Genomic DNA, 24,421 nt, shown 5'->3' on the forward strand with positions numbered 1-24,421 from the left:
CATTTAATTTGCGCTATCTCTATCTCTCCCACGTTCGGGGCAGTCTCCGTGCGTTTACCGCCATAAAGCCTTGAACGCGGTTGTAGGGCTGCTGCCCACTTGATGCAATAAGCAAATTAAAAGCATAACATCTAATCTGGTCCCTAACTTCCTAGCTGTTTGCCTAATTGATAGTTGCGTCGCGCCCTACTGTGCCAATCGTCTTATTGCCATCTCCCGTCACATTCTGTGCTGCGCTGTTACTGCCACTCACCGTCTGGCTGAAGGTGCTGACAGCCTTTGATATTGTTTCCGAATCTTCCCGCATCAAACGAGCTATTTCATCCGCCAGAGTTTTGTCCTCATCCAGCAACTTCTTGAGTTGCTTCTGGAGTGTCTCCTTGGCATCTTCATCGTCGGGAGAGTTGGCCAGCTCCTCTGCAGCCCCTTTGGCCATCGGTTTCGCTTCCACCTTCGGCCACAACTTCCCCCATAATGCCTTGGCTTTTTCCCAGGCGCTAGCACCCAAACCCTCACCCAGTTTCTTTGTTGCTTCCTCCGCGACTGTCTTTCCCCCCTTCAGCAGAAACGGCAAAAAAGGAGTCAAAAAAGCGGTTAAACTGACGACATCTACCACGCGCAACTCTCCTTCAATCGGCTAAACACCTGTCATGCCCCCACACCGGCTGTCTCAAACGAGGCGGCAGCCCACAGCTGTGGGTTCCCAGCTCATGCTGGGAACCAGATATAAAAAGCTGTCCCGCTCCCTCGCTCCCTCGCTCCCCCCACTCTATCACAAAGCCGGTCAAGCTAAACTCAAATCATTGGCGCAACTGGGGTGGCGGACTTCTGCAAAATCCACTCCTGTAAAATCGGATTCACCAACTCCGGCGCTTCATCCTGGGGACAGTGCCCCACCCCCTCCAAAGTGATAAACTTCTCAACAGTGGGGAACTTGGCAAACTCTTTCCCCAACTCCACCGGCTCCCACGGATCTTCGGCTCCCCACACAATCAGCGCCGGACACGGTAAAATTGGCAATAAGTCCTCCGGTAGCGGTCCTTGGGAGTAACTGGTAAATGCCACAAATACATCCACCGCGCCAATATCCTTCGCCGGTGCTAAGAGGATTTCTACCAACTCATCCGTCACTGCTTCTTGACGCCTGTACGCTTGCAGCAATATCTTCCGCACCGTTGCCGGTGTCGCCAGCCGGTTGAAAAATAATTGGCTGACCCACTTGACGTTTAGGATTTTTTGTGCTATTGGTGCGCCGATGCGCCGGTAGAAGGGCAGCTCAGCCCGCCGGCGATCGTGCAGCAGTCGCAACGAGCAGTTGAGCATGGCAACCCCCAGAGCGATATCGGGATTGTCCACTGCAGCTTGCATGGCAGCGACACAGCCAATGGAATTGCCGGCGAGGAAAGCTGGCCCACCGGCAACTTGCCGGCAGAAATCGGCAATTTGCTGCCCCCAGGTGTCAAAGGTGTAGGACATCTCGACGCCGGGAAGCGGTTTGGCAGATCCGCCAAAACCGATTAAATCAATGGCATAGACGCGGCAGGATTTTGCCAGCACCGGCAGGTTCTTCCGCCAGTGCCCCCAAGAGGCACCAAACCCGTGCACGAGGACAACAGCCGGTCCCGTGTCGCCTTGGCTCTGGTAGCAGATGGGGAACCCCCGCCAAATCCAGGTTTGGGTGCGGGTGCCGGTGGAGTCAGCTGAGGCGGTTGCAGGAGAAAAAGTCATGGTATTTCGCTTAGATGGCTAATGGCAATAGCCCCACCGGCATGTGCGCGAGGTGGGGGCGGGTTTATCAATATCTTCCCTGAGTCACAGAGATTTTGGCTGAACCCGCCCCTACCGGCATTTGGGATACAAAGGTTTGTAGTTGGGCTTTAGCCCAAAGGTTTGTAGTTGGGCTTTAGCCCAAAGGTTCGTAGTTGGGCTTTAGCCCAAAGTTCCCCTCGTTCCCAGGCTCCGCCTGGGAACGCCCCAAGGTCGGCTCTGCCTCCTTTCCCGCACAAGCAGATGAAAAGCCTAACCGTTTATCGCGTCTCGCCCCGCCGGCACTCACAGCGTTTTACGATTAAACGGTCTTTATAAAACACGCCTTCAGACGGGTTTTGTAGGTATGCTTTCTTCCGGATATTCCGCAATTTGCGGGCGGGACGCCCCCAAATCCGCATCTCCCCGACTCTCCGGACCGGCAATTGATAAGCAAAACTTATTGAAATTGGGAAAAGCAGGGCTAAATCCATAATTCACCGGGCCCTGACGCCCCACTTGCCGGCACCGGCTGGGTAAACAGGCAGTAATTTAGGCTAAGTTACGATTAAACGGTCTTTGTAAAACGCGGCTTGAGACGGGTTTTGTAGGTATGCTTTCTTCCGGAGATGAGGAAATTGGCGGGCGAGGGATACAAGAAACCGGGTTTCTTAAAGAAACCCGGTTTCTGGCCATTACTCCCCCTCCGGTGCACGCGGGGAGGGGGTTGGGGGGTGGGGTTCATCCGGCTGCAACGTCAGGCTTAGTGTGCCACCGGCACCCATACTGTGTCAGGATCTGAATGTTGCAACACTTTTAAGTTGAATTCAGACATGCCGGTTCAAACTCCTGCCGCTCTGCTGCCCTTCATCGGTTCTGAAGTACAATCGACTTACGATCAGGCGCGAGTGGCAATCCTTCCCATCCCCTACGAAGCGACCACCACCTACCGGCGAGGGTGCCAAAACGGGCCGGCGGCAATTCTAGACGCCTCGCAACAGCTGGAATGCTATGATGAGGAGCTAGACCGGGAAATCGCCGAAGAGGTGCGCATTTATACCTTGCCGCCGGTGGCGGACACCCGGAATGGCCAGAAGGTGACATCTGAAGAAATGCTGCGCGTCACCCAGGAAGCGGTGCTAGAGCAGATTGCCGGTGGCAAGTTCGTCATCGCCCTAGGTGGCGAACACAGCATCACCCAAGGGGTAGTGGGAGCGTACCGGCAAGCGTATGGGGATGAACCCTTCACAGTGGTTCAAATCGACGCCCACGGAGATTTGCGCCACGAGTACGAGGGGTCAATCTACAACCACGCCTGCGTGATGCGCCGGATTGTGGGCATGGGGCTGCCCACACTGCAAATCGGCATCCGCAGCATTTGCAAAGAAGAAGCCGACCTGATAAAAGAAAAACAGCTGCCGGTGATTCGGGCGCGGGATATTGTCACCCAGCCAGATTGGATGGAGCGAGCACTCGCCAGCATCCAGACGAAACGAGTGTTTTTCACCATCGATCTCGACGGACTTGACCCGACGCTGATACCGGGCGTGGGCACCCCAGAACCGGGCGGGTTGAATTGGTACAGCCTGACAGCCTTCTTGCGGCGGGTGTTTGACTCCCACGAAGTTATAGGGTGCGATGTCATGGAGTTAGCGCCGGTGGTGGATTCTGTAGTTTCCGAATTCACAGCGGCCAAATTGGTCTATAAACTAATAGGATACCAAGCGCTGGCTCAAGGCTGGTAGGGGCAGGTAACGCTTCGGGTCTGTGTTGATTCTCCCCAATTGTGATTCACACTTCGGCAATATGACTTCTATAGAAATGACCGCTACTGCCACCGGCAGCTACGCCCCGGATTTTGAACTGCCTGGAATTGATGATAAGGTACACCATTTAGCCCGCTATCTGGAAAACTTTCAAGCGGTGGGAGTGGTGTTCATGTGCAATCACTGCCCTTATGTGGGCCTGTATCTCGACCGGCTCAAACAGATCCAAGCCGATTTTCAAGAGCGAGGCGTTACCTTAATCGGCATCAACCCCAATGATGCCGAGCTGTATCCCGACGACAGCTTTGAGAACATGAAAACCTTCGCCGCCAAGAACGAGATCAACTTCCCCTACATCCGGGACGTGACCCAGGATGTGGCGCACTGCTTCGGAGCGCAGAGAACTCCGGAGGTATTTTTGCTGGACAAGACCGGCGTAGTGCGCTACCACGGGCAAATTGACGACAGCGCCAATGACCCAGAAGCGGTGGGGGTGCCCTATTTGCGCAACGCCATCGAACAGCTGCTCAGCGGGGAGCAGGTGACGCTCTCGTCCACAGAAGCGTTTGGCTGCTCGGTGAAGTGGCGGGAATAAGGGCATGGGGCATGGGGCATGGGGCATGGGGCATGGCGCATAGCGCATGGGGCATGGGGCAAATCTCCAATCCCCAATCCCCAATCCCCAATCCCCAATCCCCAATCCTTGCATCCCCAATCCCCAATCCCCAATCCTTGCATCCACGCATCCAAAATCCTTGCATCCCCAATCCCCGTTGCAAAATGCCTCTCTACTGCTATCGTATGGTGGAGGGAAATTCAGTGGAGAGAGTAGTCACGGCATCATGGGTATAGTTTATCGGCGGATTCTGCTGAAGCTGAGTGGTGAAGCCCTGATGGGGAGCCTGGGGTACGGGATCGATCCGGGCGTGGTTCAGGAGATCGCTCAGGAAGTGGCCGATGTGGTGGCCGGTGGCGTCCAGATGGCCATTGTCGTCGGCGGCGGCAATATTTTTCGGGGGGTGAAGGCGGCTAGTGCTGGAATGGACAGGGCGACGGCGGACTACATTGGCATGATTGCCACGGTGATGAACGCCATGACCCTGCAAGATGCCCTAGAGCGCAGCGGAGTGCCAACGCGAGTGCAAACGGCGATAGCCATGCAGGAAGTGGCGGAACCCTACATCCGGCGTCGCGCCATCCGCCACCTGGAAAAAGGGCGGGTGGTAATTTTTGGCGCGGGATCTGGGAATCCCTTCTTCACCACAGACACCACAGCGGCGTTGCGAGCTGCAGAAATTGATGCCAATGTAATATTTAAGGCGACTAAGGTGGACGGCATCTACGATTCAGACCCTCATGTCAACCCAGAGGCTCGCCGCTACCAAAGTCTGACCTACGGGCACGTGCTGGTCAATGACCTGCGGGTGATGGACAGCACGGCTATAGCTCTCTGTAAAGAGAATAACATCCCTATTATGGTCTTTGACATTGCGGTGCGGGGGAACATCCGCCGAGCCGTTATGGGAGAACCAGTTGGAACAATTGTGGGAGGTTTCTGTGAAGTTAGCTGACGTTGAAAGTCAAATGCAAAAAGCTGTTGAGGCAACTCAACGCTCGTTTAATACGATTAGAACTGGTCGCGCAAATGCGTCACTCCTCGACCGGGTGACGGTGGAGTATTACGGTGCCGAAACGCCACTCAAAGCTATGGCAAACATTAGCACGCCGGATGCGACCACACTCCTGATTCAACCTTATGACCGCAAAAGCTTGAACCCGATTGAGAAGGCGATTTCGCTATCAGATGTGGGGCTGACGCCAAACAATGACGGCTCTGTTATTCGCTTGAACATTCCGCCGCTGACGAGCGAGCGCCGCAAGGAATTTGTGAAAATGGCGCACAAGTACGCCGAAGAGGGGAAAGTTGCCATTCGCAATATCCGCCGCGAGGCTGTAGACTCGGTGCGCAAGCAGGAAAAAGCCGGCGAGCTGGCTGAGGATGAAGCGCGGGACACGCAAGATAAAATTCAAAAGCTGACGGATAAGTACATCGCTAAGCTTGAGAAATTGCTGGCGGACAAAGAGAAAGAAATCACTACTGTGTGATCGGGTGTTAGGGGTTGGGGGTGCGGAACGCTTTGGCTGATATATCCTGGCGATTAGAAATCGCGGCTATACAGACAAAGCCCGCCTGCGCGGGCTAATTGGAAAAGGGCCTGTTCTACCGTAGCCCAAATTCAAAAGTGGGATGCTCCCCGTGTTAGGGATCTGGTGTTAGGTGCGATCGCTAACCTTCTGTCCCGAAACCCTAAAACCTCTTCTCCCCAAACCGCCCCTTAACGATTTGGGATTTGGGATTTGGGATTGAGGAAAACGGCAGGAAAGGATTTTCAGCCAGAGAAAAAATACTGTCTGCGGACCCTTGCAAGATGCCTGTCCTACGAGGTAGAGCCGTAGGGCAAGCGTTCCCTCCAACGCCCAATGTCTAATGTTGTAACCCATTTGGCTCGTGCTGTAACATGTCCGGCAATAGGGGCGGCCTGACTGTTCGCCCCCGAAAAGCCTGCGAGGCGACACCCCCCTGTCCGCACAATAGATTTGCAATAATTTGCAATAGGAATGCCGGCGGAAATGGCTGACCGGCTCTCGACCGCACGGAAGGCAAACACCAACAGAAAAACCAGATTGAGGAGCGAACGGAAAAGATAATGTTTGATTGTATCATTGTCGGTGCCGGCCCTGCCGGTGGGACCGCCGCCTATCACTTAGCGAAGCGGGGGCGCTCCGTTTTAGTTCTGGAAAAGGAATCCCTGCCTCGCTACAAACCCTGTGGCGGCGGCGTCTCACCGGTGGTTGCCCAGTGGTTTGACTTTGACTTTTCCCCAGCGATTTCCCTGAAGGTGAGCGAGATTCGCTACACCTGGAAGATGGGAGATCCAGTGGAAGTGGCTCTGGAAACCAAGGAGCCAATCTGGATGGTGCGGCGCGAGGTGTTTGACCACTTCTTGGTGCAGCAAGCGCAAAAGCAGGGAGCTGAACTGCGAGACAGTACGGAAGTCACCGGCATCCAATTCAAAAGCGACAGGTGGGAAGTCAGCACCGGCAATGGGCCGGTGGAAGGCCGGTATTTAATCGCGGCGGACGGTGCCAAGGGGCCAATGGCCAAGTGGCTGGGCTTCAAGGAGCGCAAGCGCCGGCTCGGGGGAGCTCTGGAAGCGGAAACCCCACTCCCGAGCGAACCCGCTCCTGCGGCTTACTTTGAATTTGGTATGGTCAAAAATGGCTACATCTGGAACTTCCCCAAAGCAGATGGGTACTCTATCGGCATTGGGACGTTCCGGGGCGGTGAGTCTCAAAACTTCAGGAGCATCCTGGCTGAGTACAGCACGATGTTTAATGCCGATTTCTCCACTGCCAAACAGTATGGCCATCCCCTGTGCTTGTGGGACGGCAACCAGAAGCTGCACACCCAGAATGCGATTTTGGCCGGTGAAGCCGCCTGCGTGGTCGATCCGTTTACCGCTGAGGGGATTCGCCCCTCGATTTTTAGCGGGCTGAAGGCGTCAGAGGCGATAGACGCAGCGCTGGAGGGCGATCTCAACGCACTGGAAAAATACACCGAGGTCATCAGTGAAGAGTGGGGCGCAGAGATGCTGTGGGCGCAGCGGATAGCGGGGCTGTTCTACCGCATTCCCGGTATCGCTTATAAAGTGGGTGTGAAGCGACCCTCTGCAACCAAGCGCATCGGCCTGATTCTCAGCGGGGAACTGCGCTATTCCGATGTAGCAGAGCGGGCCATTAAACGCCTGAGCAGCAGCTTGATACCGGGTGCGAGCGGCTGAGGGGGATTTTAGAGTTTAGATTTTAGAGTTTAGATTTTAGGGTGGCCTGGTAAAGTCTAAACTCTAAATTCCAAAATTCCCGATATGGGTGCTGATATGTTGAAGAGAAACCGGGTTTCTTGAAGAAACCCGGTTTCTGGCCTCCAGTAGATGACTTGGGGATTTTACCTGAGACGCTAACGACCGAACGCTCTACAAGAAGTAACGAATAACTAACAGCATAATGACACAAATGTTTGACTGCATAATTGTCGGTGCCGGCCCTGCCGGTGGCGCAGCTGCCTATCACTTAGCCAAGCGGGGGCGCTCGGTTTTGGTGCTGGAAAAGGAATCTCTGCCTCGCTACAAACCCTGTAGCGGTGCTGTCTCACCGGCAGTCGCCGAGTGGTTTGACTTTGACTTTTCCCCAGCGATTTCTCTGAAGCTGAAGCAAGTTCGCTACACTTGGAAAATGGAAGATCCGGTGGAGGTGGGACTGGATGTCTCGGAGCCAATCTGGATGGTGCGGCGGGAGGTGTTTGACCACTTCCTGATCCAGCAAGCGCAAAAGCAGGGAGCTGAACTGCGCGACGGTACGGAAGTCACCGGCATCCAGTTCAAAAACGGTTCCTGGCAAGTCAGCACCGCGAATGGGCCGGTGGGAGGCCGGTATTTAATCGCGGCGGACGGTGCCAAGGGGCCAATGGCCAAGTGGCTGGGCTTCAAGGAGCGCAAGCGCCGGCTGGCGGCTGCTTTGGAAACCCCAATTACAGCTAAGAATGGGTCAGATAGTAAGGTACTCTTTGATTTTGGCCAGGTGAAAAATGGCTTTATCTGGACTTTCCCGAAATCCGATGGCTATTCTATCGGTGCCAGCACGTTTCAAGGCGGTGACTCGCAAGATTTTAAGAAGATTTTGGGCGAGTACGCCACTGAGTTAGGCGTGGCGGAAGGCACCGGCAAGCTTTACGAGCACGCCCTTGTTTTGTGGGATGGCAATCAGAAGCTGCACGCGCAAAATGCGCTGTTAGCCGGTGAAGCAGCCTGTGTGGTCGATCCGTTTACAGCGGAAGGGATTCGCCCTTCAATGTTCAGCGGCGTCAAAGCAGCAGAGGCAATCAACGGAGCGCTTGCCGGTGCCGGTGACGCTCTAGAAAAATACACCGAGGCGATCAACGAAAAGTGGGGCGGCGATATGGTGTGGGCGCAACGCTTATCTGGTTTATTTTACCGGATTCCTGGCATTGCGTATAAAGTGGGGGTGAAACGACCGGCAGCCACCCAGACAATGGGCAAAGTGTTGTGCGGCGATTTGCGCTATTCCGAGGTGGCGGATTTCGCTATCAAACGGCTCAGCAAGAGTATCTTGCCGGGGATGGGCCGGTAAAGAGATTTTGGATTAAGATCAGTAGTAGGGTGCGTTCCGGGGGAACGCAGCCTACGGGGCGCTGGATTGCTGCTGGTAGGCGAGATAAACCGCTTCTAGAAATTGCTCGGGGGTAACTCCCTCCGGCACTTTTTCCATCTCTATCGCATCTTTGACTTGACGAGCGAGTGTTCGGCTTAACTCAGATTTCGCCTCCTTCGCCAGATCGCCGCGCCGCTGCAAATACTCGCGAATGACGGCAAAGTCGTCTGGGAGCAGCAGGGATAAGTTGGCTATTTGGGGCAACTGTTGCGCTAGGTTTCTAGCCGTCTCAGAAATGGGAAATGTTGCCGGTGCGGCGGGCTGTTCCGCTTGAATGACAAGGGTGCCGGCGACTAGATCTCCCAGGCGCTTCTCCTGGGAAGTTAGCATAATGAGAAACGCACCGATAAACAAGGTGTCATCAATGGGTCGCAGCAGAGCTCGCAGTGTCGCTTGTTGCAGCTCGACGGTGCGCCCGTCGTCACGAATGACGCGAATTTTGGCAAAGCGTTTTCCTGGGGTTTGACCTTGCCAAAAGGTTTCAAAGAAAACGAAGTACCCCATATAGATGCAGAACGTGCCCAAGATGGCAATTGATACTAGCCAAAGTCCTATATTATCAGTGCCCACCAGTTGGGCCAACAGTTCTACCAGCTGAATCGAAAGGAAAGACCAGGCGATTAGGAACACCACGACTATTACGCCCAAGACGTGATAGTCAATGAGCAGGGCAAAGGCGCGATTCCCAATGCCGGCGAGGTTAAATTCCAGTTCGACACTTTCTGGCGTGAGTAGTGTGACGCGATTAAAGAAACGCATGGCTGCTTATAGAGTTAAATGGTGCGGTTGCGCAACTGCAAACCCAAACCCTCGCGCCGGCTCCGCAGGTCACAGTATACCACAGCTTTGATGGCTTGCCATAGCGGCAGCACAAATACACCTATTGCTAAGCCTAAGAGGTAGGATAAAATATAGGTTAAAGCCAGAAAATTAGGGGACTGGGGCGGGTAAAATTTGGCCAAGGTTTCCTGAATAACAGCGGCAGCGATTTGCGCGGGAATTTGTAAAGGTAGTGTAATTAAAAATCCTAAAATCGCTATGGAAAAAATCCGCCGAACCTGTCCCTTAGTCAACTCCCAGCTGCGGGCAATCGTTTTCACTACGCCGGTGTCGCTCTCGATTGCCAAGGGCACGTCAAAAATGAAAAGGCGACAGAGGAACCAGATTAAAAGGTAAAAAATCGTAACAATAGCGATAAATCCGAGCAGAACGAAGATGGCAATGGCCGCAGGATTTTGTTGAACTTGGCCTCCAAAAATCGCGATTATTGCAACAGCAGATATAGCGCCTAAAATCAAGACAGAGAGATATAAAAGTAGGAAAAATCCCATATACATAAGGAACCACAAAACATAGGCGCGTAAAAAGCGCCATTTTCGCGGGCCGATATAGCTGCGAGCGTCCTGGGCACTTTCGGGCTGACTGACCACTTCCCCAAAAGCCAAGCGCAAAATTACAGCCGAATTAGCAATAGATTCAGCCAAGCAATACACAAAAAACACTATCCAAATCGGAAGGATTAACCTCAAATCAGAAAGGCTAAGCTGGCCATTTAAAAAAAGTAAAGGCAGAGGAATGAGCAGGGCGATGGGAACCAGTTGCCACAACGTGGCTTGCAGAGCGATACCGAAATATAATTTCAGATGCGAGCGATAGAGCCGAAAGCCAGCACTGACGACATTGCCAACGCTGAGTGGCTGTATGGGATTGGGAGAGCTCTGGCTAGCCGGCATGAGGGAAAGCCTCCTGTTGAGAGGAACGCTAGGTTTGATGCTATTGTAAGCTACCCTAGGGGTAGAAACCGGCAAGCATTTCTAAAGAAATTATGAATATTCAGCGTTGGGTGGCGCGGCGGGAACCGAACTGGAAGCAGCTGGACGCCCTGTTGCAGCAAGTGGAGAAAAAAGGACTGAAGTCGCTGCGATCGGATGAAATCCGCCAGATGGCCAGTTTGTATCGTTCGGTGTCGGCAGATCTAGCTCGGGCGCGAACAAATCAAGTGGGAGAAACCCTGGTGCGCGACTTGCAAATTCTCACGTCTCGCAGCTATAATCAAATTTACCAGGGGTCGCACCGGCAGCAATGGGGAGCGGTGCTGGAATTTTATCGCTGGGGGTTTCCGGCGGCGGTGCGGCAGACCTGGGGATACATCGCTACCGCTGTGGCTATCTTTACAGTGGGGGCGGCGATCGCTTGGTGGTTTGCCTGGCAAGACCCCATGTTTCTGTCTCTTATAGTCCCAGAAAGTTTGATTGTCAAGGTGCGCGACCGGCACGAGCTGTGGGTGGGGTCAATTGTGGGGATTGAACCTTTAGCCTCCACCAATATTATGATTAACAACCTGAAGGTGGCGTTTGCGGCGGTTGCCGGCGGAATGACTGCCGGTGCGTTTACTGTGTTTATACTGTTTTTCAACGGAGTGCAAATTGGGGCGATTTCCGCCTTGGTGGGGCAAAATAATTTAGCTTATCCCTTTTGGGCGTTTGTGTTCCCCCACGGTTCCCTGGAACTGCCGGCGATTTTTTTGGCGGGGGGTGCCGGTCTGTTGCTCGCTAGGGCGATTCTTTTTCCGGGGAAATACCGCCGGCAAGATGCGCTGAAAGTCTGCGGCTCCCTTGCGGCACAGCTGGTGTTTGGCATTGTGCCGATGCTGGTGATTGCCGGCACTGTTGAGGGATTTTTCTCGCCCAGTCCTGCCGTTGCGGAGGAACTGAAGTATGCGGTGGGGATGCTATTTTTTGCGCTGCTGGTGATGTATTGCAGTCGAAAGAAGTCGGAATAGTTTATGAACCGCCCCTATTATAGCGGCTCTCAGTTGGATGAACTATGGCCCATAAACTCGGTTTCTTAAAGAAACCGGGTTTCTCAGTACCTCACCAAGATGAGAGAGGCTATATTTCATTTTAATGGCAGGGGATTTATCGCTTAAAGTTGGGGGGGCTTGGCGGTTGGAAACCGCAGCTACACAGACGAAACCCGCCTTCGCGGGTTTCAAGAATTGCAAAAGGTTGGCGCACGCAAGGCAAGTCGCAGTATCTAGCTCGGGGGATTTATCCTGTGCCGGGGGCGGGTTTAGAAATATAGCAGCAGTCATATTGGTTAGAACAATAGAAGCTTTGGGAGCGGGGGAGCAAGAGAGGGCCGAATGTAGGTTTCCTAAATGCTTACTGCTATATAGACGTAGGGCTGGCGTCCGCCGAGCCTGAAGGTCTAATGTTCTAATCTAAGTGGCTACTGCTATATCTTTCGTTGTCTGGCAAATCCCTTTGGCGAACCCGCCCCTACAAGCTGCCGGCAGTTGACCTCAATCAGATAAATATAGCAGCAGTCATATTAGTTAGAACAATAGAAGCTTCCGGAGCGGGGGAGCAAGGAAGGCCGGAATGTAGATTTACTAAATTCTTACTGCTATATAGACGTAGGGCAGGCGGGACGCCCCCCCTGAAGGTCTAATGTTATAAACTAAGTGCATACTGCTATAATGGCAGGGTATTTATCGCTTAAAGTTGGGGGGGGGCTTGGCGGTTGGAAACCGCAGCTACACAGACGAAACCCGCCTTCGCGGGTTTCAAGAATTGCAAAAGGTTGGCGCACGCAAGGCAAGTCGCAGTATCTAGATCCGGGGATTTATCGCTGTGCGGGGGCGGGTTTAGAAATATGTTTCGTTGTGTGGCAAATCCCTTTGGCGAACCCGCCCCTACAAGCTGCCGGCAGTTGACCTTGGGTTTTAAGATTCTAGCTCTTCTCTTAAGTCCGCGTAGGCGGACTTCGTTTGTGTAGCCGCGATTTCCAATCGCCGGGAGCTTAAGTTGACACCAGTGGCCACCCACGGAGACCGCCCTCTTCCGGGTTTCAAAGGGTGTACTTCATCCAACTGAAAACCGCTATAAATCTCTCTCAGTTTACCGTCCTGCTTGAATGCGAGCTAGTGCGCTATAATAAAAAGGAAGCATAAATCAAAGACTGAGGGATAAACATGAAAGCGTTTGAAGTCATGGGAACTGCAGACGATCCCGATGATGAGAGTAGTGAATCTGTAAAAGCTAGTCTGCGCCGCTCCTTGCAGGAAGCCAAAGCAGGTCATCGCTTGCCCCTCTCTCAAATGTGGGAGGGGATTGATGCGGGAAACGCTACAGCTGGTTCCGCGCTTTCAGCTGCAGGTACCGGTCAACAAGCTGGGTGCTGATTCGATCCGCCGGCGCGTCGAGCACGAGCACGCCTTTTTGCTTCAGCTGAGCGAACGCAACCCCGCGCTGCGACAGTAAATCTAGCGCCACAGCGCGAGTGTACGCCGCTGATATCTCTCCCTTTTTCCCGTCAGCAACCGGCACAGACGTGTGAGCCAAAGTGTCAACTTGCGGGTCGCGGAGCGTGACGCAAAATGGCAAATAGCGCGGCGTCAGCCGTCCCAAAGCGGCGAGGAGTTCCGAGGAAGCAGTGCTGTCAACAATATCCGTAATCAACACCACTAGCGACCGGCGAGTTTGCAGCTTCACGAGATTTGTGACCGCACCCATATAATCTGGCTCTAATACCACCGGCTGAATTGGCGTCAGTCGCTCAATGAGCCGGTTGAGATGCTGCTGGCCCCGTTCTGGCGGAATCCAGGCGGTAACTTCCCGGTCAAACACCCCAACCCCCACGCGATCGCCCCGGCTCAACCCAGCTAAAGCGAGCGCCAAAGTTGCATTCAACCCCCAGTCAAACCGCTTCAACCCCCTCACCCGCGCCGTCATCAAACGCCCCCGATCCAGCAAAATCATTACCGTTTGCTCCTGTTCGGGTTCGAGCACTCGCACCTGCAGCGGCGTTCTCCCAAACGCCCCCAACCGCCGCGATGTCGCTTTCCAGTCAATCAAGCGGAAATCGTCACCGGCACTATACTCCCTCAACTCCGCAAATTCAGTTCCCATACCGAACCGGCTCGCTTGCGGCGTATTGCCGGCATTTAGCAGCGCCAGCCGAATCGCCAGCGCCCGCAATGCCAGCAAATCCGGATAAACCGCTACTTTTTGACTCGCCCGGACTGTCCAGTCGTGCCAAGCCAGCCCCCAAGGGCCAAGCTGCCTCACATGAATGTCCCCCCACCCGCACTCGCCCCGATTTTTCGGCTGCACTGTATAGGTGAGTTCCTCTGTGGTGTCCGGTTGCAGGGCGGCGTCAAGTGCCGGTGCCGAGACTTCAAACTCTACCGGGTAGCTGTCGCGGATTTGAATGTGGGCGGGGATCTTTCCGGCTCGCACCGACAGAACAACCGGATTTTCTCGCCCGATGGAAAGGCGTCCCAGGGAGCCGCGCGTTACTTGCGTGCGATGAGCGCGCACCCGGATTCCATCAAAAAGCATCAGGAGGAGGATGCCGGTGTCGTAGAGGAGGGTGCCGGTGATGCCTGCCGGCAAGTTAAAGAAAATGGCGAGTGCCGGTGCGATGAGGATGCCCAGCAGCAAGAGGAAATAGACTCGGAGTGAGGGGATCATTGGATTGATTGGCGAATTGATAGGGGGGAATAATGAACCGCCCCCGTGAAGGGACGCCAAGAAGGAAAATCTATTCTTTTTCTTACTCCCCCCCTCCCCTTGTGGGAGAGTGGGCTGGGGGGTGAGGGGAAGAGGGGGCTGAAGTAGTTCAAGGACATAATATCACTACCTCGGCACCGGCACCTGGCTCAAGAGCGAAGCGATCGCCGCATCCACCTGCAACCCATCCAGCTGCGCCTCGGGTCTGAGAATCAGCCGGTGGCGCAGCAGCGGCGCAGCCACAGCTTTAATATCATCCGGCGTCACAAAATCGCGCCGGTTCAGCCACGCATTCGCCTTGCCCGACAGCAGCCAAGCCACCGCAGAACGGGGAGACGCCCCCAGCGCCAAATCGGGATGCTTGCGCGAACGCTGCACCAATTCTAACATATAATCTACCACCTTTTCTGCAACTTTTACCCCCCTTACTTCCTGACGCGCCGCCAAAACTTGCTCAACTGCTGCCAGCGGCTTCAGCTTCTCCAAATCCAGCCGGCGCGATAGCAAATTCGCCTGACTGTTCAGCAACATTTGCTTCTCCGCCGCCGCCTCCGGATAGCCGACAATCAGCTTAAACAAAAACCTGTCCAGCTGCGCCTCCGGCAGCGGATAAGTCCCCTCAAACTCCAGAGAGTTTTGCGTCGCCATCACCCAAAATAGAGCCGGCAACGCCAGACTTTCCCCATCCAATGTTACCTGCTGCTCCTGCATCGCCTCCAGTAGCGCCGCCTGGGTTTTCGGCGGCGTCCGGTTAATCTCATCCGCCAGCAATATCTCGGTGAACACCGGCCCTTTTTTCAGGGTGAAGCTGCGGGCATTCATATCAAAAATATTCGTCCCCAAAATATCCGCCGGCATAATATCTGGCGTCAGCTGAATCCTCCGGAACTCCGCTCGCACCAGTCGCGCCAGCACCTGCGCCAAAAGCGTCTTGCCGGTGCCTGGCACGCCCTCCAAAATCACATGCCCGCCGGCAAGCAGCGCCACAAGCAGCTGCTGCACCAGCGCCGCTTGCCCGACAACAATCTCGTTGAGGGCTTGGCTCAGTCTCGTAAATACAGCGTTAGTTTCGCTCATTAATTAGTGCTTATGTATCAGTTGTCTGGGAAATGGGGAATAGAAGCCGGGATTAGGGGATTAGGGGAGAAAAAACTCTTAATCCCCAAATCCCCTAATCCCGGCTCATCACCCATTGCCATTTTCTCAACCAGGTCAGCAAGTCTCGCTCACTGATTCGGCGCTTTTGCGAGTGCAGTTGCAGCAATTCTAGCAATTGAGCTGCCGGTCGCCCGGTTTCCCTGGCCCAGGCATCGGCCAGCACCTGCGGTTCCAGCAGCACCGGCCCGAGTCCCAAGGCTTTTTGCAGCTGCAGCTGCTGTTCTTTGCCGACTGCTTCGAGAATAAATTCCCGGCTTTCGGCTTTTTCTAAGACGCCGGCAAGGGCTTGAATATAGGCAGTGCTGCTGTCGGTGGCCGGCACTTCTAAGGGTTGGGGCTGCCCGAAGCGCCGGTTTCCAGCCCAGATGCCGGCGAAAAGCATGACGCCTGCCTGCAAAAAAGCGGCCAGCAAGGGGGTTTTGGCCAGATAGGCCAGCCAGCCGGCGGGGGTTTGTTTGCTTTTGCTATCCTGCGGGTTCCTGTAGCCGTGGATATATTCATCCACCCAGACCCTATTGTTATTTTGAGTGACTAGCTGTGCCAGAAATTCATAGTTTCCGGGTTCGTTTTGATAGGCGTTGGCGGCTAAATGGGGCGTGGTGGCCCAAACGATCCGTCCCTTGCCGATTTTCTCCTGCCACACCGCATCGCCGAAAAAATCGCCGAGGAGAGTGGTTTTTGCGGGGTGGCCCGATGGGCTTTCTTTTCGCCGGCGTCGGGTTTCAATTTTAACGCCGCCTGCGGGGGAATCGAGCACTGTGCTGAACTCCGCCGCACTCACTGGCTCACTCGCTCCCAATATTACCAGGGTGTTGCCTTTTTTTATCCAGTCTTGTTCCTGGGAGTCAGTCGATTCCGGACGCAGCTGGCTGTTGACTCGCAACAGGGTGATCGGCTTTTTGCTCTCGGAAGCTGGCTCTGCCTGGGAAGGGGTGTTTTGGCTGCTCAGTCCTGGCAATTCTTCAAAAGGTTGCTGCCAGCGCTGCACCGGCACGCCCCGCTCCTGCATGTAAGCGTACCATGCGCCATACCCGTCGGGAGAGCGGCTGTAGGTGGAACCCTGACTCTGTAGGGTCTTGTTGGGCGCAGCGGCTAGGGTGAGCAGCACGATCGCGGCAATGGCGATTCCCCCGGCACCCCACAGCCGACGTTTGGAAATGTTCATACAATTTACGTTTGATTACTTTGTAATCATAGTCTGATATTGCGGTAATTGTAGAAACGGAATTTATTTTAGTTTGGCCTCCTGGGATATCTGCCGGTAGGCTTGCTGGCACCGGCGGAAATCTTCTGGTGCCGGTTCGGCGGTGCCAAAGCACAGCCGCTCGTGGGTGAGGAGGAGAATTTCATAGGGCTCACCGGCTCTGAGCTGCCGGAGCAAGTGCCGGTATTCGCCATCGGTGCGGCTGGGCAGGTTTTGGGCGGTGCCGGTGTCGTGCAGTTGCTGCAGCATGGCCATATACAGTGAGCGGCAGGCTTCGCGGTAGTTGCCAAGGCGCTGAAATTCTTGCGACTGCTGCTGCCAAGCTGCCGGTGTTAATGGGCTCTCCAGGGGGGTTACTTTTGGGGAATTCCCCAACAGGGAGGGGAAAGCGCTCCAAATTTCCGGCCACAGCCGCAACAGCCGCAAAGCCAGCCAGCTCAGGAGCAAACCTAGCGTTACCCAGAATAGCGCCCAGGAGACTGGCTGCAGCCAGCTCCAGCCGGCAGGCAGGGATGGCCATGATACCTGGGGCGGGTGAAATTGCGACAGTTGCAGTTCCAGCCACTCTGCCGCCTGTTGCTGCAGCTGCTGTAGCTGCCAGCCAAAGTTTGTTGTCTCAAAGGAGCCCGCAGACATGTTGATTGTAGATTTTAGATTTTAGATTTTAAACTGCAGGAAACGTGGTAAAATCCTCAAGCGGGTAAGGTTCAGTTAAAAGTTTCGTTTTAAGATAAAGTAATTCAACGGATTTCCGATGACAGTTTACTTTTACAAGGTGGAGGGGCCCTATGGTTGCTTTTCCAACTTCTCTCCCCACGGGATTAACCTGCTGGGGAAAGACTGGCCAACGGTGGAGCATTACTATCAGGCGCAAAAATTTGCCGGCACTTCGGAGGAAGGGGTGATGGCTCTGATTTATGCCGCCCCGACGCCGGTGCTGGCGGCGGCACTGGGGCGGGACCCGAAGCGGACGCTGCGCCCGGATTGGCACGAGGCTAAGTATTATATCATGCGAGAGGCGGTGTTCATCAAATTTCTCACTCATAAAGACATTCAGGCCACGCTGCTGGCCACCGGCTCTGAGACGATCGTGGAAAACTCCGCCACGGATTATTACTGGGGCTGTGGGGCTGAGAAAACGGGCCAAAATCATCTCGGTCGCATTCTGATGAGTGTGCGCGAAGAGATTCGGCAGTGTCTGGCACAGCATTAGGCCGCCGCCAGCGCCGGGCAGCCGTCGGCCATGAAATTCGCAGCCCCCACCAGCAAGCCGGCTTTTCAGGCCCGTGTTGGGAGAGGGTTTTGTTAAGTTATATTAAGAAAAGCCGGGCCGGTGTTCCTGATTGGGGTGCCAGCGGGTGGAAGCGAGAGCAGGAATTTTTACGGGCGCTCTGTCTGGTTTTAAAATTACAGTAGAGGATAATTACAGAATAATTTAAGATTGTTGGAAACAAGGGAATGAATCTGGCCGATAATACGCAGACCCTACAGCAGATACTGAACCAGGAAGTTTTGCTGCACCGGATGACCAACCGGATACGCCAGTTTCTGGAGTTGCAGGAGATTTTGGCCGCGACGGTGGCAGAAGTGCGCTCGTTTTTAAAGACGGATCGGGTGATGGTCTACCGGTTTGAGGCGGATGGCAGTGGGGAAGTGATTGCTGAGTCGGTGAATAACCATAGACTCCCCTCTATGTTAGGGCTGCATTTCCCCGCCGATGACATTCCCCTGGAGGCGCGCGAGCTGTATGTCAGAGCGCGGGCGCGCACGATAGTGGATGTGAACTCGCAGCAGATCGGGATGAGTCCGCTGCGCGACGCCCAGACAGGAAACCCCTTAGGGACGGCAGATATCCGCTACCGCCCAGTAGACTCCTGCCATGCGGCGTATCTGAAGGCAATGGGCGTGCAGTCTTCCGTGGTGGTGCCGGCGATCCACCAAAACGAGCTGTGGGGGCTGTTGGTGTCCCACCACTCAGAGCCGCAATTCATTTTCGATCAAGATTTGCAGCTGCTGCAAGAAGTAGCGGATCAGGTGTCGGTGGCGCTGGCGCACTCGATTATGCTCAGCCAAGTCCGGGCCCAGCAAGCGCGAGAGGCCACGATTAACCGAATCGCCACCCTGCTGCACGCCCAGCCAACTATTCAACTGCAAGCGGCGCTGCAAGCCACCGTCGCCGCTTTTGAAGGAGCCGGTGGCCGACTGTACATCAGGCGGGGCGGAATGGCGCACCCCCACTGCGAGTTGGTAACCTGTGGGGATCAACCGGCTCGCTGGGGAGAGGGCCAGCTGGAAGAGCACCCCCTGTGGGGGCAAGGGTTGGCCGCGGGTGTTCCGCCGGCACACCCAGAAACCCCCCAGCCCGGAAGCGGCGGCATCTGGGCAATTACAGATATATATAAGGATGCGCAGTTTCTTTTGCTGGCACCGGCATTCCAGCCGACTCGGATTCGGGGGCTGCTGGCGGTTCCCCTGCACTACCGCCAGCAGTTGCTCGGCTTTCTGAGCGTGTTTCGCGAGGAAATAGAAACGGAAACCTTGTGGGCGGGACAGTTTGACACCAGTGCGAAACAGCAGAGGCCACGGGAATCTTTTCAAGGGTGGCGAGAGCTAAAAAAAGGGCAGTCCCGCGAGTGGGTTCGTGAGGAGATTGAGCTGGCTCAAGCCATTGGCTACCAGTTCTCGATGGCGATTCAGCAGTACCTGCTCTATCAAGAAGTGCAAGCGCTCAATGCTAATTTGGAGCGTCAAGTTCAGGAGCGCACCGCCCAGCTGCAACAGTCTTTAGAGTTTACCAGAGCGGTGAAGCAAATTACCGATCAAATTCGCAGCACGCTGGATTTACAAACAATTCTGCAAACTATTGTGCGAGAAGTCCGCGCCTTGCTGAATGCAGACCGGGTGGTGATTTACCAGATAGCTGCAGATGGGTCCGGGGAGGTGACGGTTGAAGAAGTTAGGGGTAACTGGCGCTCAGTTTTGGGGGTGAAATCTACAGGAAAGTGCTTTCCGGATGAGTATTTAGAGCTGTACGATTTAGGAAGGATACGGGCGATTAATAATGTGGCAGACGAGGAGATTAGTGACTGTCACCGGGAGTTTTTGCAGGGTCTTGAGATTCAAGCCAACCTGAGTGTGCCGGTGCGGATAGAGTCTCAGATGTGGGGGTTGCTGATCGCTCACGAGTGCCGGTCGCCGCGCGTCTGGAAAACGGCTGAGCTGGAGTTCCTGCAGCAGCTGGCTTCGCAAGCGGCGATTGCGATTCACCAAGCGGAACTCTACGAACAGAGCAAAGAAGCCGCTGTGCAGTCGGCGGCGCAAGCGCAAGAGCTGGCGCGGGCGCTCAGTGAGCTACAACAGATGCAAACCCAGCTGATTCAGAGCGAGAAGATGTCCGCCCTGGGCGAGCTGGTTGCCGGTGTGGCGCATGAAATTAATAATCCGGTGAATTTTATCACCGGCAATCTGATTCACGTCAACCAATACGCCAGCGATTTGCTCGAATTGCTGGATCTTTATGCTGAGAAATATCCCAAGCCGCAGGCGGAGATTCTGGATCGGATTGAGGAGATTGAGCTGGATTTTATTGTTGAGGACCTGCCCAAGATGCTGTCCTCGATGCAGGTTGGGGCTGACCGCATCCGCCAGATTGTCCTGTCTTTGCGCAATTTTTCTCGCATCGACCAGTCGGAGAAGAAGCCGGTGGATATTCATGAGGGGATAGACAGCACTCTGATGATTTTGCAGCACCGGCTGAAGGCGAAGGCAGAGCGACCGGCGATTCAGGTGAGCAAGGAGTATGGCCAATTGCCGCAGGTGGAGTGCTATGCCGGTTTGCTCAATCAGGTGTTTATGAATGTGCTGAGCAATGCGATTGACGCGCTGGAGGAATATGACAAGCGCCGGCAGCCGGCGCAGATGAAAGCTGCTCCCAGCAAAATTACGATTCGCACGGAAGTGGGGGATGGGGAATGGGAAGTGGGGCATGGGGGAGAAGGACAATCACCAGCGCCCAGCGCCCAGCGCCCAGCGCCCCACTGCCAATTTGTTCGGATCGTGATTGCTGACAGCGGTCCGGGAATGCCAGAAGCAGTGCGGGCGCGGATTTTTCAGCCTTTCTTCACGACAAAGGAAGCCGGTAAGGGCACCGGCATGGGGCTGTCTATCAGCCGGCAGATTGTGGTGGAGAAACACGGCGGCGTGTTTGAGTGCGTTTCCCAACCGGGGAAGGGTACGGAGTTCTGCATTGAGATTCCGGTGGTGCACTTTCCTGCGGTTTCTCAGGAGAGAGTTGGCGCGGTTTTGTAGATGTGGGGTGCGTTACCCTCTGCGTAACGCACCTGCCGGTGACTGGGAACCCAATTTGTGAGGCTCTGCCTCTGTCTGTTAATATAGCAGCAGTCAGATTGACTGCTCCTATAAAACCCGCTGGTAGGGCCGCGTTTTGAGCGGGTTTATAAAGAAAACCTGAAGGAGCCAGGAACCGGGTTTATTCTGAGGGCATTACATATCGGCTTCCCCAGCAAAAGAAACCCGGTTTCTTTAAGAAACCAGGTTTGTGGAGCCTACTTCATCCCACTGAAAATGGAACTCTACCACCGGCACTCCCCCAACCCTGTTTTGGCCCACTCCTCCCCCAACTTCACACTGTCCAGTTAAGAGAATATAAAGCTTTAAGAAAATTATATTGACAGCGAAACAAAACGAAGATACAATCTAAGATATAGCAGTATGCACTTAGGTTCGTACATTTTGGCCTCTTTTGCACCCCCCCACTCCTGCTCCTATTGTTCTAACCCATATTACTGCTGGGATATAGACGTAGGTACGGCGTCCGCCGGGACTGAAGGTTTAATGTCCTAATCTAAGTGGCTACTGCTATAGATGTAAAAAAGTTTGGCTAGATCGCCATACAAGTTCCTAAGAGGTAAAGGTGCAAAGAACGATACCTTGCCTGTTTATGCGCGGCGGCACGTCGCGCGGGCCCTATTTTCTGAAGAGAGATTTGCCGGCAGACGAGGCAACGCGGGACAAGGTACTGCTGGCGGCGATGGGCTCACCAGACTCTCGCCAAATTGACGGGCTCGGCGGCGCTACAAGCCTCACGAGCAAAGTCGCCATCCTGTCTGAGTCGGATCATCCTTGGGCGGATGTGGATTTCCTGTTCGCGCAAGTCAGTGTCGCGCAACCCAAGGTCGATTTTGGGCCGACCTGCGGCAACATCCTGGCCGGTGTTGGGCCAGCCGCCATCGAGAGGGGTCTTGTCAAGGCAGAGGACGGCGAAACCACAGTCAAGATCCGCGCTGTTAATACAGGGGCGCTGATCGAAGCGGTGGTGCGCACCCCGGGCGGTGAGGTGACATACGATGGGGACACGGCGATCGGCGGCGTGCCCGGAACAGCAGCGCCGGTCCTGCTCAACTTCATGGAGGTTGTTGGCTCCAAGACCGGCAAACTGCTGCCCACTGGCCACCGGCGCGAGGAAATCGAGGGGGTAGATGTTAGTTGCATTGATGTTGCCATGCCGGTGGCGATCGCACGCGCCAGTGCGCTGGGGAAAACTGGCTTTGAGACAAAAGCTTAACTTGACGCCGATACAGCCTTCTGGGAGCGCGTTGAAGCCATACGCCGCATCGCCGGCTTTCGTATGGGACTGGGCAATGTCGCCAACAGCGTCATCCCGAAATTCGCTATCATTGCGCCACCCCGCTACGGCGGCAGTGTTACTTCCCGCTATTTGGTCCCGGATTCCTGCCATTCTTCCCACGCAGTAACAGGCGCTATCTGCGTCGGTTGCTGCAGCCTCCTCAAAGACTCTGTGGCGGATGGCGTGGCAGTGGTGACCGGCTCTGAGCGGGAGACGCTCGCCATCGAACACCCATCCGGAAAAATGGAAGTTGCCTTTGTGACTCGCAGCGAGGGCTCAGAAATAACCGTCGAACGCGCCGGTGTGGTAAGAACCGCACGGTTGCTGTTTTCCGGTTACGCCCACCTTCCGGAGTGCCTGTGGAATTGAAGCCGTCTGAATCATCGTTTATGCTTAAACAATAGGCGTTGCGCAGGAGTGTAATAAACTCTTCTCTTCCCCCGCCGGCGGGGAGGGGGTTGGGGCGTGGGGTTTCTCCCCCCAATACACAACGCCCGAAAATCAGCCGGCTCACAGAAAGAAACAGAAAGAAAAGGAGAAATCATGTCCGAAGAAAATCTGCCAAGGCAATTAAAACGGGAACTCGGTTGGTTTGGTGCCGGCATAACAGGACTTGCATCGGTCATCGGAGTGGGCATTTTTGTAAGTATCGGCATTGCCGCCGGCATCTCCGGAACGGCTGTGATTGCAGCGCTGGTTGTGGCAGGGCTTTTGGGAGCTTGCAACAGTCTTAACCTCGCCCAACTCGCTGCGAGCAATCCTGTGAGCGGTGGCATCTACGAATACGGCTATAAGTATTTAACACCCAGTTTGGGTTTTACGGGAGGCTGGATCTATTTTTTAAGTAAAGTTGCGGTAGCGGCAACGGCTGCCTTAGGCTTTGCGGGGTATTTACTGAACGCCACGGGTTTAAGTGAGACTCATTTATTAGTCCCAGTAGCGGAAGCCGCCGTAGTTCTTGTAACGTTAATTGTTCTGGGAGGGATGCAGCGCTCGAAGGGATCAACTATCGCGGTTGTCTCTGTTACGGTTTTTTCCCTACTTTTCTTGATTGTAGCCGGTTTAGCTGTCCATTTTCCTGAGGGGTTTGAGACTTTGCTCGCTCCGGGAAAAACCTCTGGTAACTGGACCCCCAACTTTCTCCATTCTGTGGCCTTAATGTTTGTTTCCTACAATGGCGCAGCTCGCATCACGATGGTGGGGGAAGAGATAGTAGACCCGCGAAAGAATATACCCAAAGCGGTTATGCTGACGGTGATTATCACCCTGCTGCTTTATCTGAAAGTGGCGGTGGTGAGCTTGGGTTCAATTGGAGCGGAAGCTTTTAGTGCGGCGACAGCAGAAAAAGCAGCGCCTTTGGAAGTGGTTGCCGAGAGCTTTGGCATTCCGGGTGCGGGAAGCATCTTGGCTGCCGGTGCGATCGCTTCCATGCTGAGTGTACTGCTGACGACTGTGCTAGTCTCGTTTGCTGTTAGCAATGGGACGGCGTGGGGATATGCCCAGTGTTTTTGGGAAACTGAACAGTGCGGGGACAACACCTTACTGGGCGGTGATATTTTTAGGCACTGCGCTGGCGCTTTTAGTTTTAACCGGCAATGTGAGAACGACTTGGGCGTTTGGTACATTTGCCGTACCGGTGTGTGATTGTCAGTCTAGCGGCGCTGTGGATGAGTGATGAGGAGCGGCTGTACCCAAAATGGATAAGTTGGGTGCCTCTATTTTCTGGCTTATTTCTAGCTTTCTGGGTAGAGTGGTATGTCTGGTCTATTGGTCTGGGATTAATTGGAATTGGTTTAATTTGGCACTGGGTAGATCACAGGATTAAAGTGGCTGGAGAGGTTAAGCTGGCAGAGTTTTGAACACCGGCACTCTGGGAACGGGTTAATTTTCTCCCCGGCAATCTGTTTCACGTCATATAATGTCCGGGCGCACCGTTTTTGTCTAGAGAGGTTTGTAGGGGCGGGTTCACCAGCAATCTATCGGGAAAGCGGAGAATCTTTATAAACCCGCCCCCCACACAGGGAAGATATAGCAGTATGCACTTAGGTTAGAACATTAGACCTTCAGGGGGGGCGGGACGCCTGCCCTACGTCTA

The 24,421-nt window shown here is 54.5% G+C and carries 19 protein-coding genes and 1 pseudogene; 12 read left to right on the forward strand and 8 right to left on the reverse strand.

All coding sequences use genetic code 11. From position 1 onward, the window contains the following. Positions 1 to 163: 163 nt before the first annotated feature. Positions 164 to 616 carry a hypothetical protein gene (locus OSC10802_RS0101290; protein ID WP_017714974.1) on the reverse strand — a complete coding sequence of 151 codons (453 nt, stop codon included), beginning with the start codon at positions 614 to 616 and terminating at the stop codon, positions 164 to 166. Between the two features lie 179 nt (positions 617 to 795). Next, positions 796 to 1,728 carry an alpha/beta fold hydrolase gene (locus OSC10802_RS0101295; protein ID WP_017714975.1) on the reverse strand — a complete coding sequence of 311 codons (933 nt, stop codon included), beginning with the start codon at positions 1,726 to 1,728 and terminating at the stop codon, positions 796 to 798. Between the two features lie 851 nt (positions 1,729 to 2,579). On the opposite strand from OSC10802_RS0101295, the gene speB reads away from it, so the two are divergent. The 6 genes from speB to OSC10802_RS0101325 all read left to right on the forward strand — a co-directional run bounded on the left by speB (position 2,580) and on the right by OSC10802_RS0101325 (position 8,720). After that, positions 2,580 to 3,491 (forward strand): agmatinase, encoded by a 912-nt coding sequence (gene speB, locus OSC10802_RS0101300; RefSeq protein ID WP_017714977.1) that lies wholly within the window; start codon positions 2,580 to 2,582, stop codon positions 3,489 to 3,491. Between the two features lie 76 nt (positions 3,492 to 3,567). After that, positions 3,568 to 4,107, forward strand: a complete 540-nt coding sequence (locus OSC10802_RS0101305; RefSeq protein ID WP_017714978.1) for a thioredoxin family protein — start codon at positions 3,568 to 3,570, stop codon at positions 4,105 to 4,107. A 247-nt stretch (positions 4,108 to 4,354) separates the two neighbouring features. Further along, positions 4,355 to 5,083: a UMP kinase gene (gene pyrH / locus OSC10802_RS0101310; protein WP_017714979.1), complete on the forward strand. Its 729-nt coding sequence runs from the start codon at positions 4,355 to 4,357 to the stop codon at positions 5,081 to 5,083. Continuing rightward, positions 5,070 to 5,618, forward strand: a complete 549-nt coding sequence (frr, locus tag OSC10802_RS0101315) for a ribosome recycling factor (RefSeq protein WP_017714980.1) — start codon at positions 5,070 to 5,072, stop codon at positions 5,616 to 5,618. Before pyrH ends, frr begins: the two co-directional genes overlap by 14 nt. A 602-nt stretch (positions 5,619 to 6,220) precedes the next feature. After that, a complete protein-coding gene (locus OSC10802_RS0101320) occupies positions 6,221 to 7,354 on the forward strand; it encodes a geranylgeranyl reductase family protein (RefSeq protein WP_017714981.1) in 1,134 nt (377 codons plus the stop codon). 232 nt (positions 7,355 to 7,586) lie between these two features. Continuing rightward, positions 7,587 to 8,720 (forward strand): geranylgeranyl reductase family protein, encoded by a 1,134-nt coding sequence (locus OSC10802_RS0101325; protein ID WP_017714982.1) that lies wholly within the window; start codon positions 7,587 to 7,589, stop codon positions 8,718 to 8,720. 51 nt (positions 8,721 to 8,771) lie between these two features. Here OSC10802_RS0101325 and OSC10802_RS0101330 read toward each other — a convergent pair whose 3' ends face one another. Both OSC10802_RS0101330 and OSC10802_RS0101335 read right to left on the reverse strand, forming a co-directional pair. Next, positions 8,772 to 9,560, reverse strand: a complete 789-nt coding sequence (locus tag OSC10802_RS0101330) for an RDD family protein (protein WP_017714983.1) — start codon at positions 9,558 to 9,560, stop codon at positions 8,772 to 8,774. A 14-nt stretch (positions 9,561 to 9,574) separates the two neighbouring features. Then, the gene (locus OSC10802_RS0101335; RefSeq protein WP_198525035.1) at positions 9,575 to 10,246 is read right to left on the reverse strand and encodes a DUF7847 domain-containing protein; all 672 of its coding nucleotides are present in this window, start codon (positions 10,244 to 10,246) and stop codon (positions 9,575 to 9,577) included. 380 nt (positions 10,247 to 10,626) lie between these two features. Between OSC10802_RS0101335 and OSC10802_RS0101340 the strand changes: the two genes are divergently transcribed. Continuing rightward, positions 10,627 to 11,583 carry a stage II sporulation protein M gene (locus OSC10802_RS0101340; protein ID WP_017714985.1) on the forward strand — a complete coding sequence of 319 codons (957 nt, stop codon included), beginning with the start codon at positions 10,627 to 10,629 and terminating at the stop codon, positions 11,581 to 11,583. A gap of 1,348 nt (positions 11,584 to 12,931) precedes the next feature. On the opposite strand, the gene OSC10802_RS0101345 is transcribed toward OSC10802_RS0101340, so the two are convergent. The 4 genes from OSC10802_RS0101345 to OSC10802_RS0101360 form a co-directional block, all read right to left on the reverse strand. Next, the gene (locus OSC10802_RS0101345) at positions 12,932 to 14,278 is read right to left on the reverse strand and encodes a DUF58 domain-containing protein (protein ID WP_017714986.1); all 1,347 of its coding nucleotides are present in this window, start codon (positions 14,276 to 14,278) and stop codon (positions 12,932 to 12,934) included. Positions 14,279 to 14,443: 165 nt separating this feature from the next. Next, positions 14,444 to 15,394 (reverse strand): AAA family ATPase, encoded by a 951-nt coding sequence (locus OSC10802_RS0101350; RefSeq protein ID WP_017714987.1) that lies wholly within the window; start codon positions 15,392 to 15,394, stop codon positions 14,444 to 14,446. A gap of 94 nt (positions 15,395 to 15,488) precedes the next feature. Next, positions 15,489 to 16,640 carry a DUF4350 domain-containing protein gene (locus OSC10802_RS0101355; protein ID WP_017714988.1) on the reverse strand — a complete coding sequence of 384 codons (1,152 nt, stop codon included), beginning with the start codon at positions 16,638 to 16,640 and terminating at the stop codon, positions 15,489 to 15,491. Positions 16,641 to 16,703: 63 nt separating this feature from the next. Further along, positions 16,704 to 17,315 carry a DUF4129 domain-containing protein gene (locus OSC10802_RS0101360; RefSeq protein WP_017714989.1) on the reverse strand — a complete coding sequence of 204 codons (612 nt, stop codon included), beginning with the start codon at positions 17,313 to 17,315 and terminating at the stop codon, positions 16,704 to 16,706. A 118-nt stretch (positions 17,316 to 17,433) separates the two neighbouring features. On the opposite strand from OSC10802_RS0101360, the gene ybiA reads away from it, so the two are divergent. The 5 genes and pseudogenes from ybiA (at position 17,434) to OSC10802_RS53935 (ending at position 24,185) form a co-directional block, all read left to right on the forward strand. Next, positions 17,434 to 17,892: a riboflavin biosynthesis intermediates N-glycosidase gene (gene ybiA, locus OSC10802_RS0101365; RefSeq protein ID WP_017714990.1), complete on the forward strand. Its 459-nt coding sequence runs from the start codon at positions 17,434 to 17,436 to the stop codon at positions 17,890 to 17,892. A 245-nt stretch (positions 17,893 to 18,137) separates the two neighbouring features. Then, positions 18,138 to 20,987, forward strand: coding sequence for a GAF domain-containing sensor histidine kinase (locus tag OSC10802_RS0101370; protein WP_017714992.1), 2,850 nt, complete (start codon positions 18,138 to 18,140; stop codon positions 20,985 to 20,987). Positions 20,988 to 21,612: 625 nt separating this feature from the next. Next, a pseudogene (locus tag OSC10802_RS53930) lies at positions 21,613 to 22,695 on the forward strand (4-oxalomesaconate tautomerase). 174 nt (positions 22,696 to 22,869) lie between these two features. Beyond that, positions 22,870 to 23,970 carry an APC family permease gene (locus OSC10802_RS38210; protein ID WP_232731593.1) on the forward strand — a complete coding sequence of 367 codons (1,101 nt, stop codon included), beginning with the start codon at positions 22,870 to 22,872 and terminating at the stop codon, positions 23,968 to 23,970. Beyond that, positions 23,967 to 24,185 carry a hypothetical protein gene (locus tag OSC10802_RS53935; protein ID WP_232731594.1) on the forward strand — a complete coding sequence of 73 codons (219 nt, stop codon included), beginning with the start codon at positions 23,967 to 23,969 and terminating at the stop codon, positions 24,183 to 24,185. The genes OSC10802_RS38210 and OSC10802_RS53935 overlap by 4 nt, the downstream gene beginning before the upstream one ends. The last annotated feature ends 236 nt before the right edge of the window (positions 24,186 to 24,421 follow it).

It is taken from the genome of Kamptonema formosum PCC 10802, assembly GCF_000332335.1.
GTDB lineage: Bacteria > Cyanobacteriota > Cyanobacteriia > Cyanobacteriales > Oscillatoriaceae > Oscillatoria.

Excerpts from the sequence above, each read along its gene's own strand:
- OSC10802_RS0101355 (WP_017714988.1), bottom strand. The coding sequence starts at position 16,640 with ATGAACATTTCCAAACGTCGGCTGTGGGGTGCCGGGGGAATCGCCATT.
- OSC10802_RS0101330 (WP_017714983.1), bottom strand. The coding sequence starts at position 9,560 with ATGCGTTTCTTTAATCGCGTCACACTACTCACGCCAGAAAGTGTCGAA.
- OSC10802_RS0101360 (WP_017714989.1), bottom strand. The coding sequence starts at position 17,315 with ATGTCTGCGGGCTCCTTTGAGACAACAAACTTTGGCTGGCAGCTACAG.
- OSC10802_RS0101350 (WP_017714987.1), bottom strand. The coding sequence starts at position 15,394 with ATGAGCGAAACTAACGCTGTATTTACGAGACTGAGCCAAGCCCTCAAC.
- OSC10802_RS38210 (WP_232731593.1), top strand. The coding sequence starts at position 22,870 with ATGTCCGAAGAAAATCTGCCAAGGCAATTAAAACGGGAACTCGGTTGG.
- OSC10802_RS0101320 (WP_017714981.1), top strand. The coding sequence starts at position 6,221 with ATGTTTGATTGTATCATTGTCGGTGCCGGCCCTGCCGGTGGGACCGCC.
- ybiA (WP_017714990.1), top strand. The coding sequence starts at position 17,434 with ATGACAGTTTACTTTTACAAGGTGGAGGGGCCCTATGGTTGCTTTTCC.
- pyrH (WP_017714979.1), top strand. The coding sequence starts at position 4,355 with ATGGGTATAGTTTATCGGCGGATTCTGCTGAAGCTGAGTGGTGAAGCC.
- OSC10802_RS0101345 (WP_017714986.1), bottom strand. The coding sequence starts at position 14,278 with ATGATCCCCTCACTCCGAGTCTATTTCCTCTTGCTGCTGGGCATCCTC.
- OSC10802_RS0101295 (WP_017714975.1), bottom strand. The coding sequence starts at position 1,728 with ATGACTTTTTCTCCTGCAACCGCCTCAGCTGACTCCACCGGCACCCGC.
- OSC10802_RS0101305 (WP_017714978.1), top strand. The coding sequence starts at position 3,568 with ATGACCGCTACTGCCACCGGCAGCTACGCCCCGGATTTTGAACTGCCT.
- speB (WP_017714977.1), top strand. The coding sequence starts at position 2,580 with ATGCCGGTTCAAACTCCTGCCGCTCTGCTGCCCTTCATCGGTTCTGAA.
- OSC10802_RS0101340 (WP_017714985.1), top strand. The coding sequence starts at position 10,627 with ATGAATATTCAGCGTTGGGTGGCGCGGCGGGAACCGAACTGGAAGCAG.
- OSC10802_RS0101325 (WP_017714982.1), top strand. The coding sequence starts at position 7,587 with ATGTTTGACTGCATAATTGTCGGTGCCGGCCCTGCCGGTGGCGCAGCT.
- OSC10802_RS0101370 (WP_017714992.1), top strand. The coding sequence starts at position 18,138 with ATGAATCTGGCCGATAATACGCAGACCCTACAGCAGATACTGAACCAG.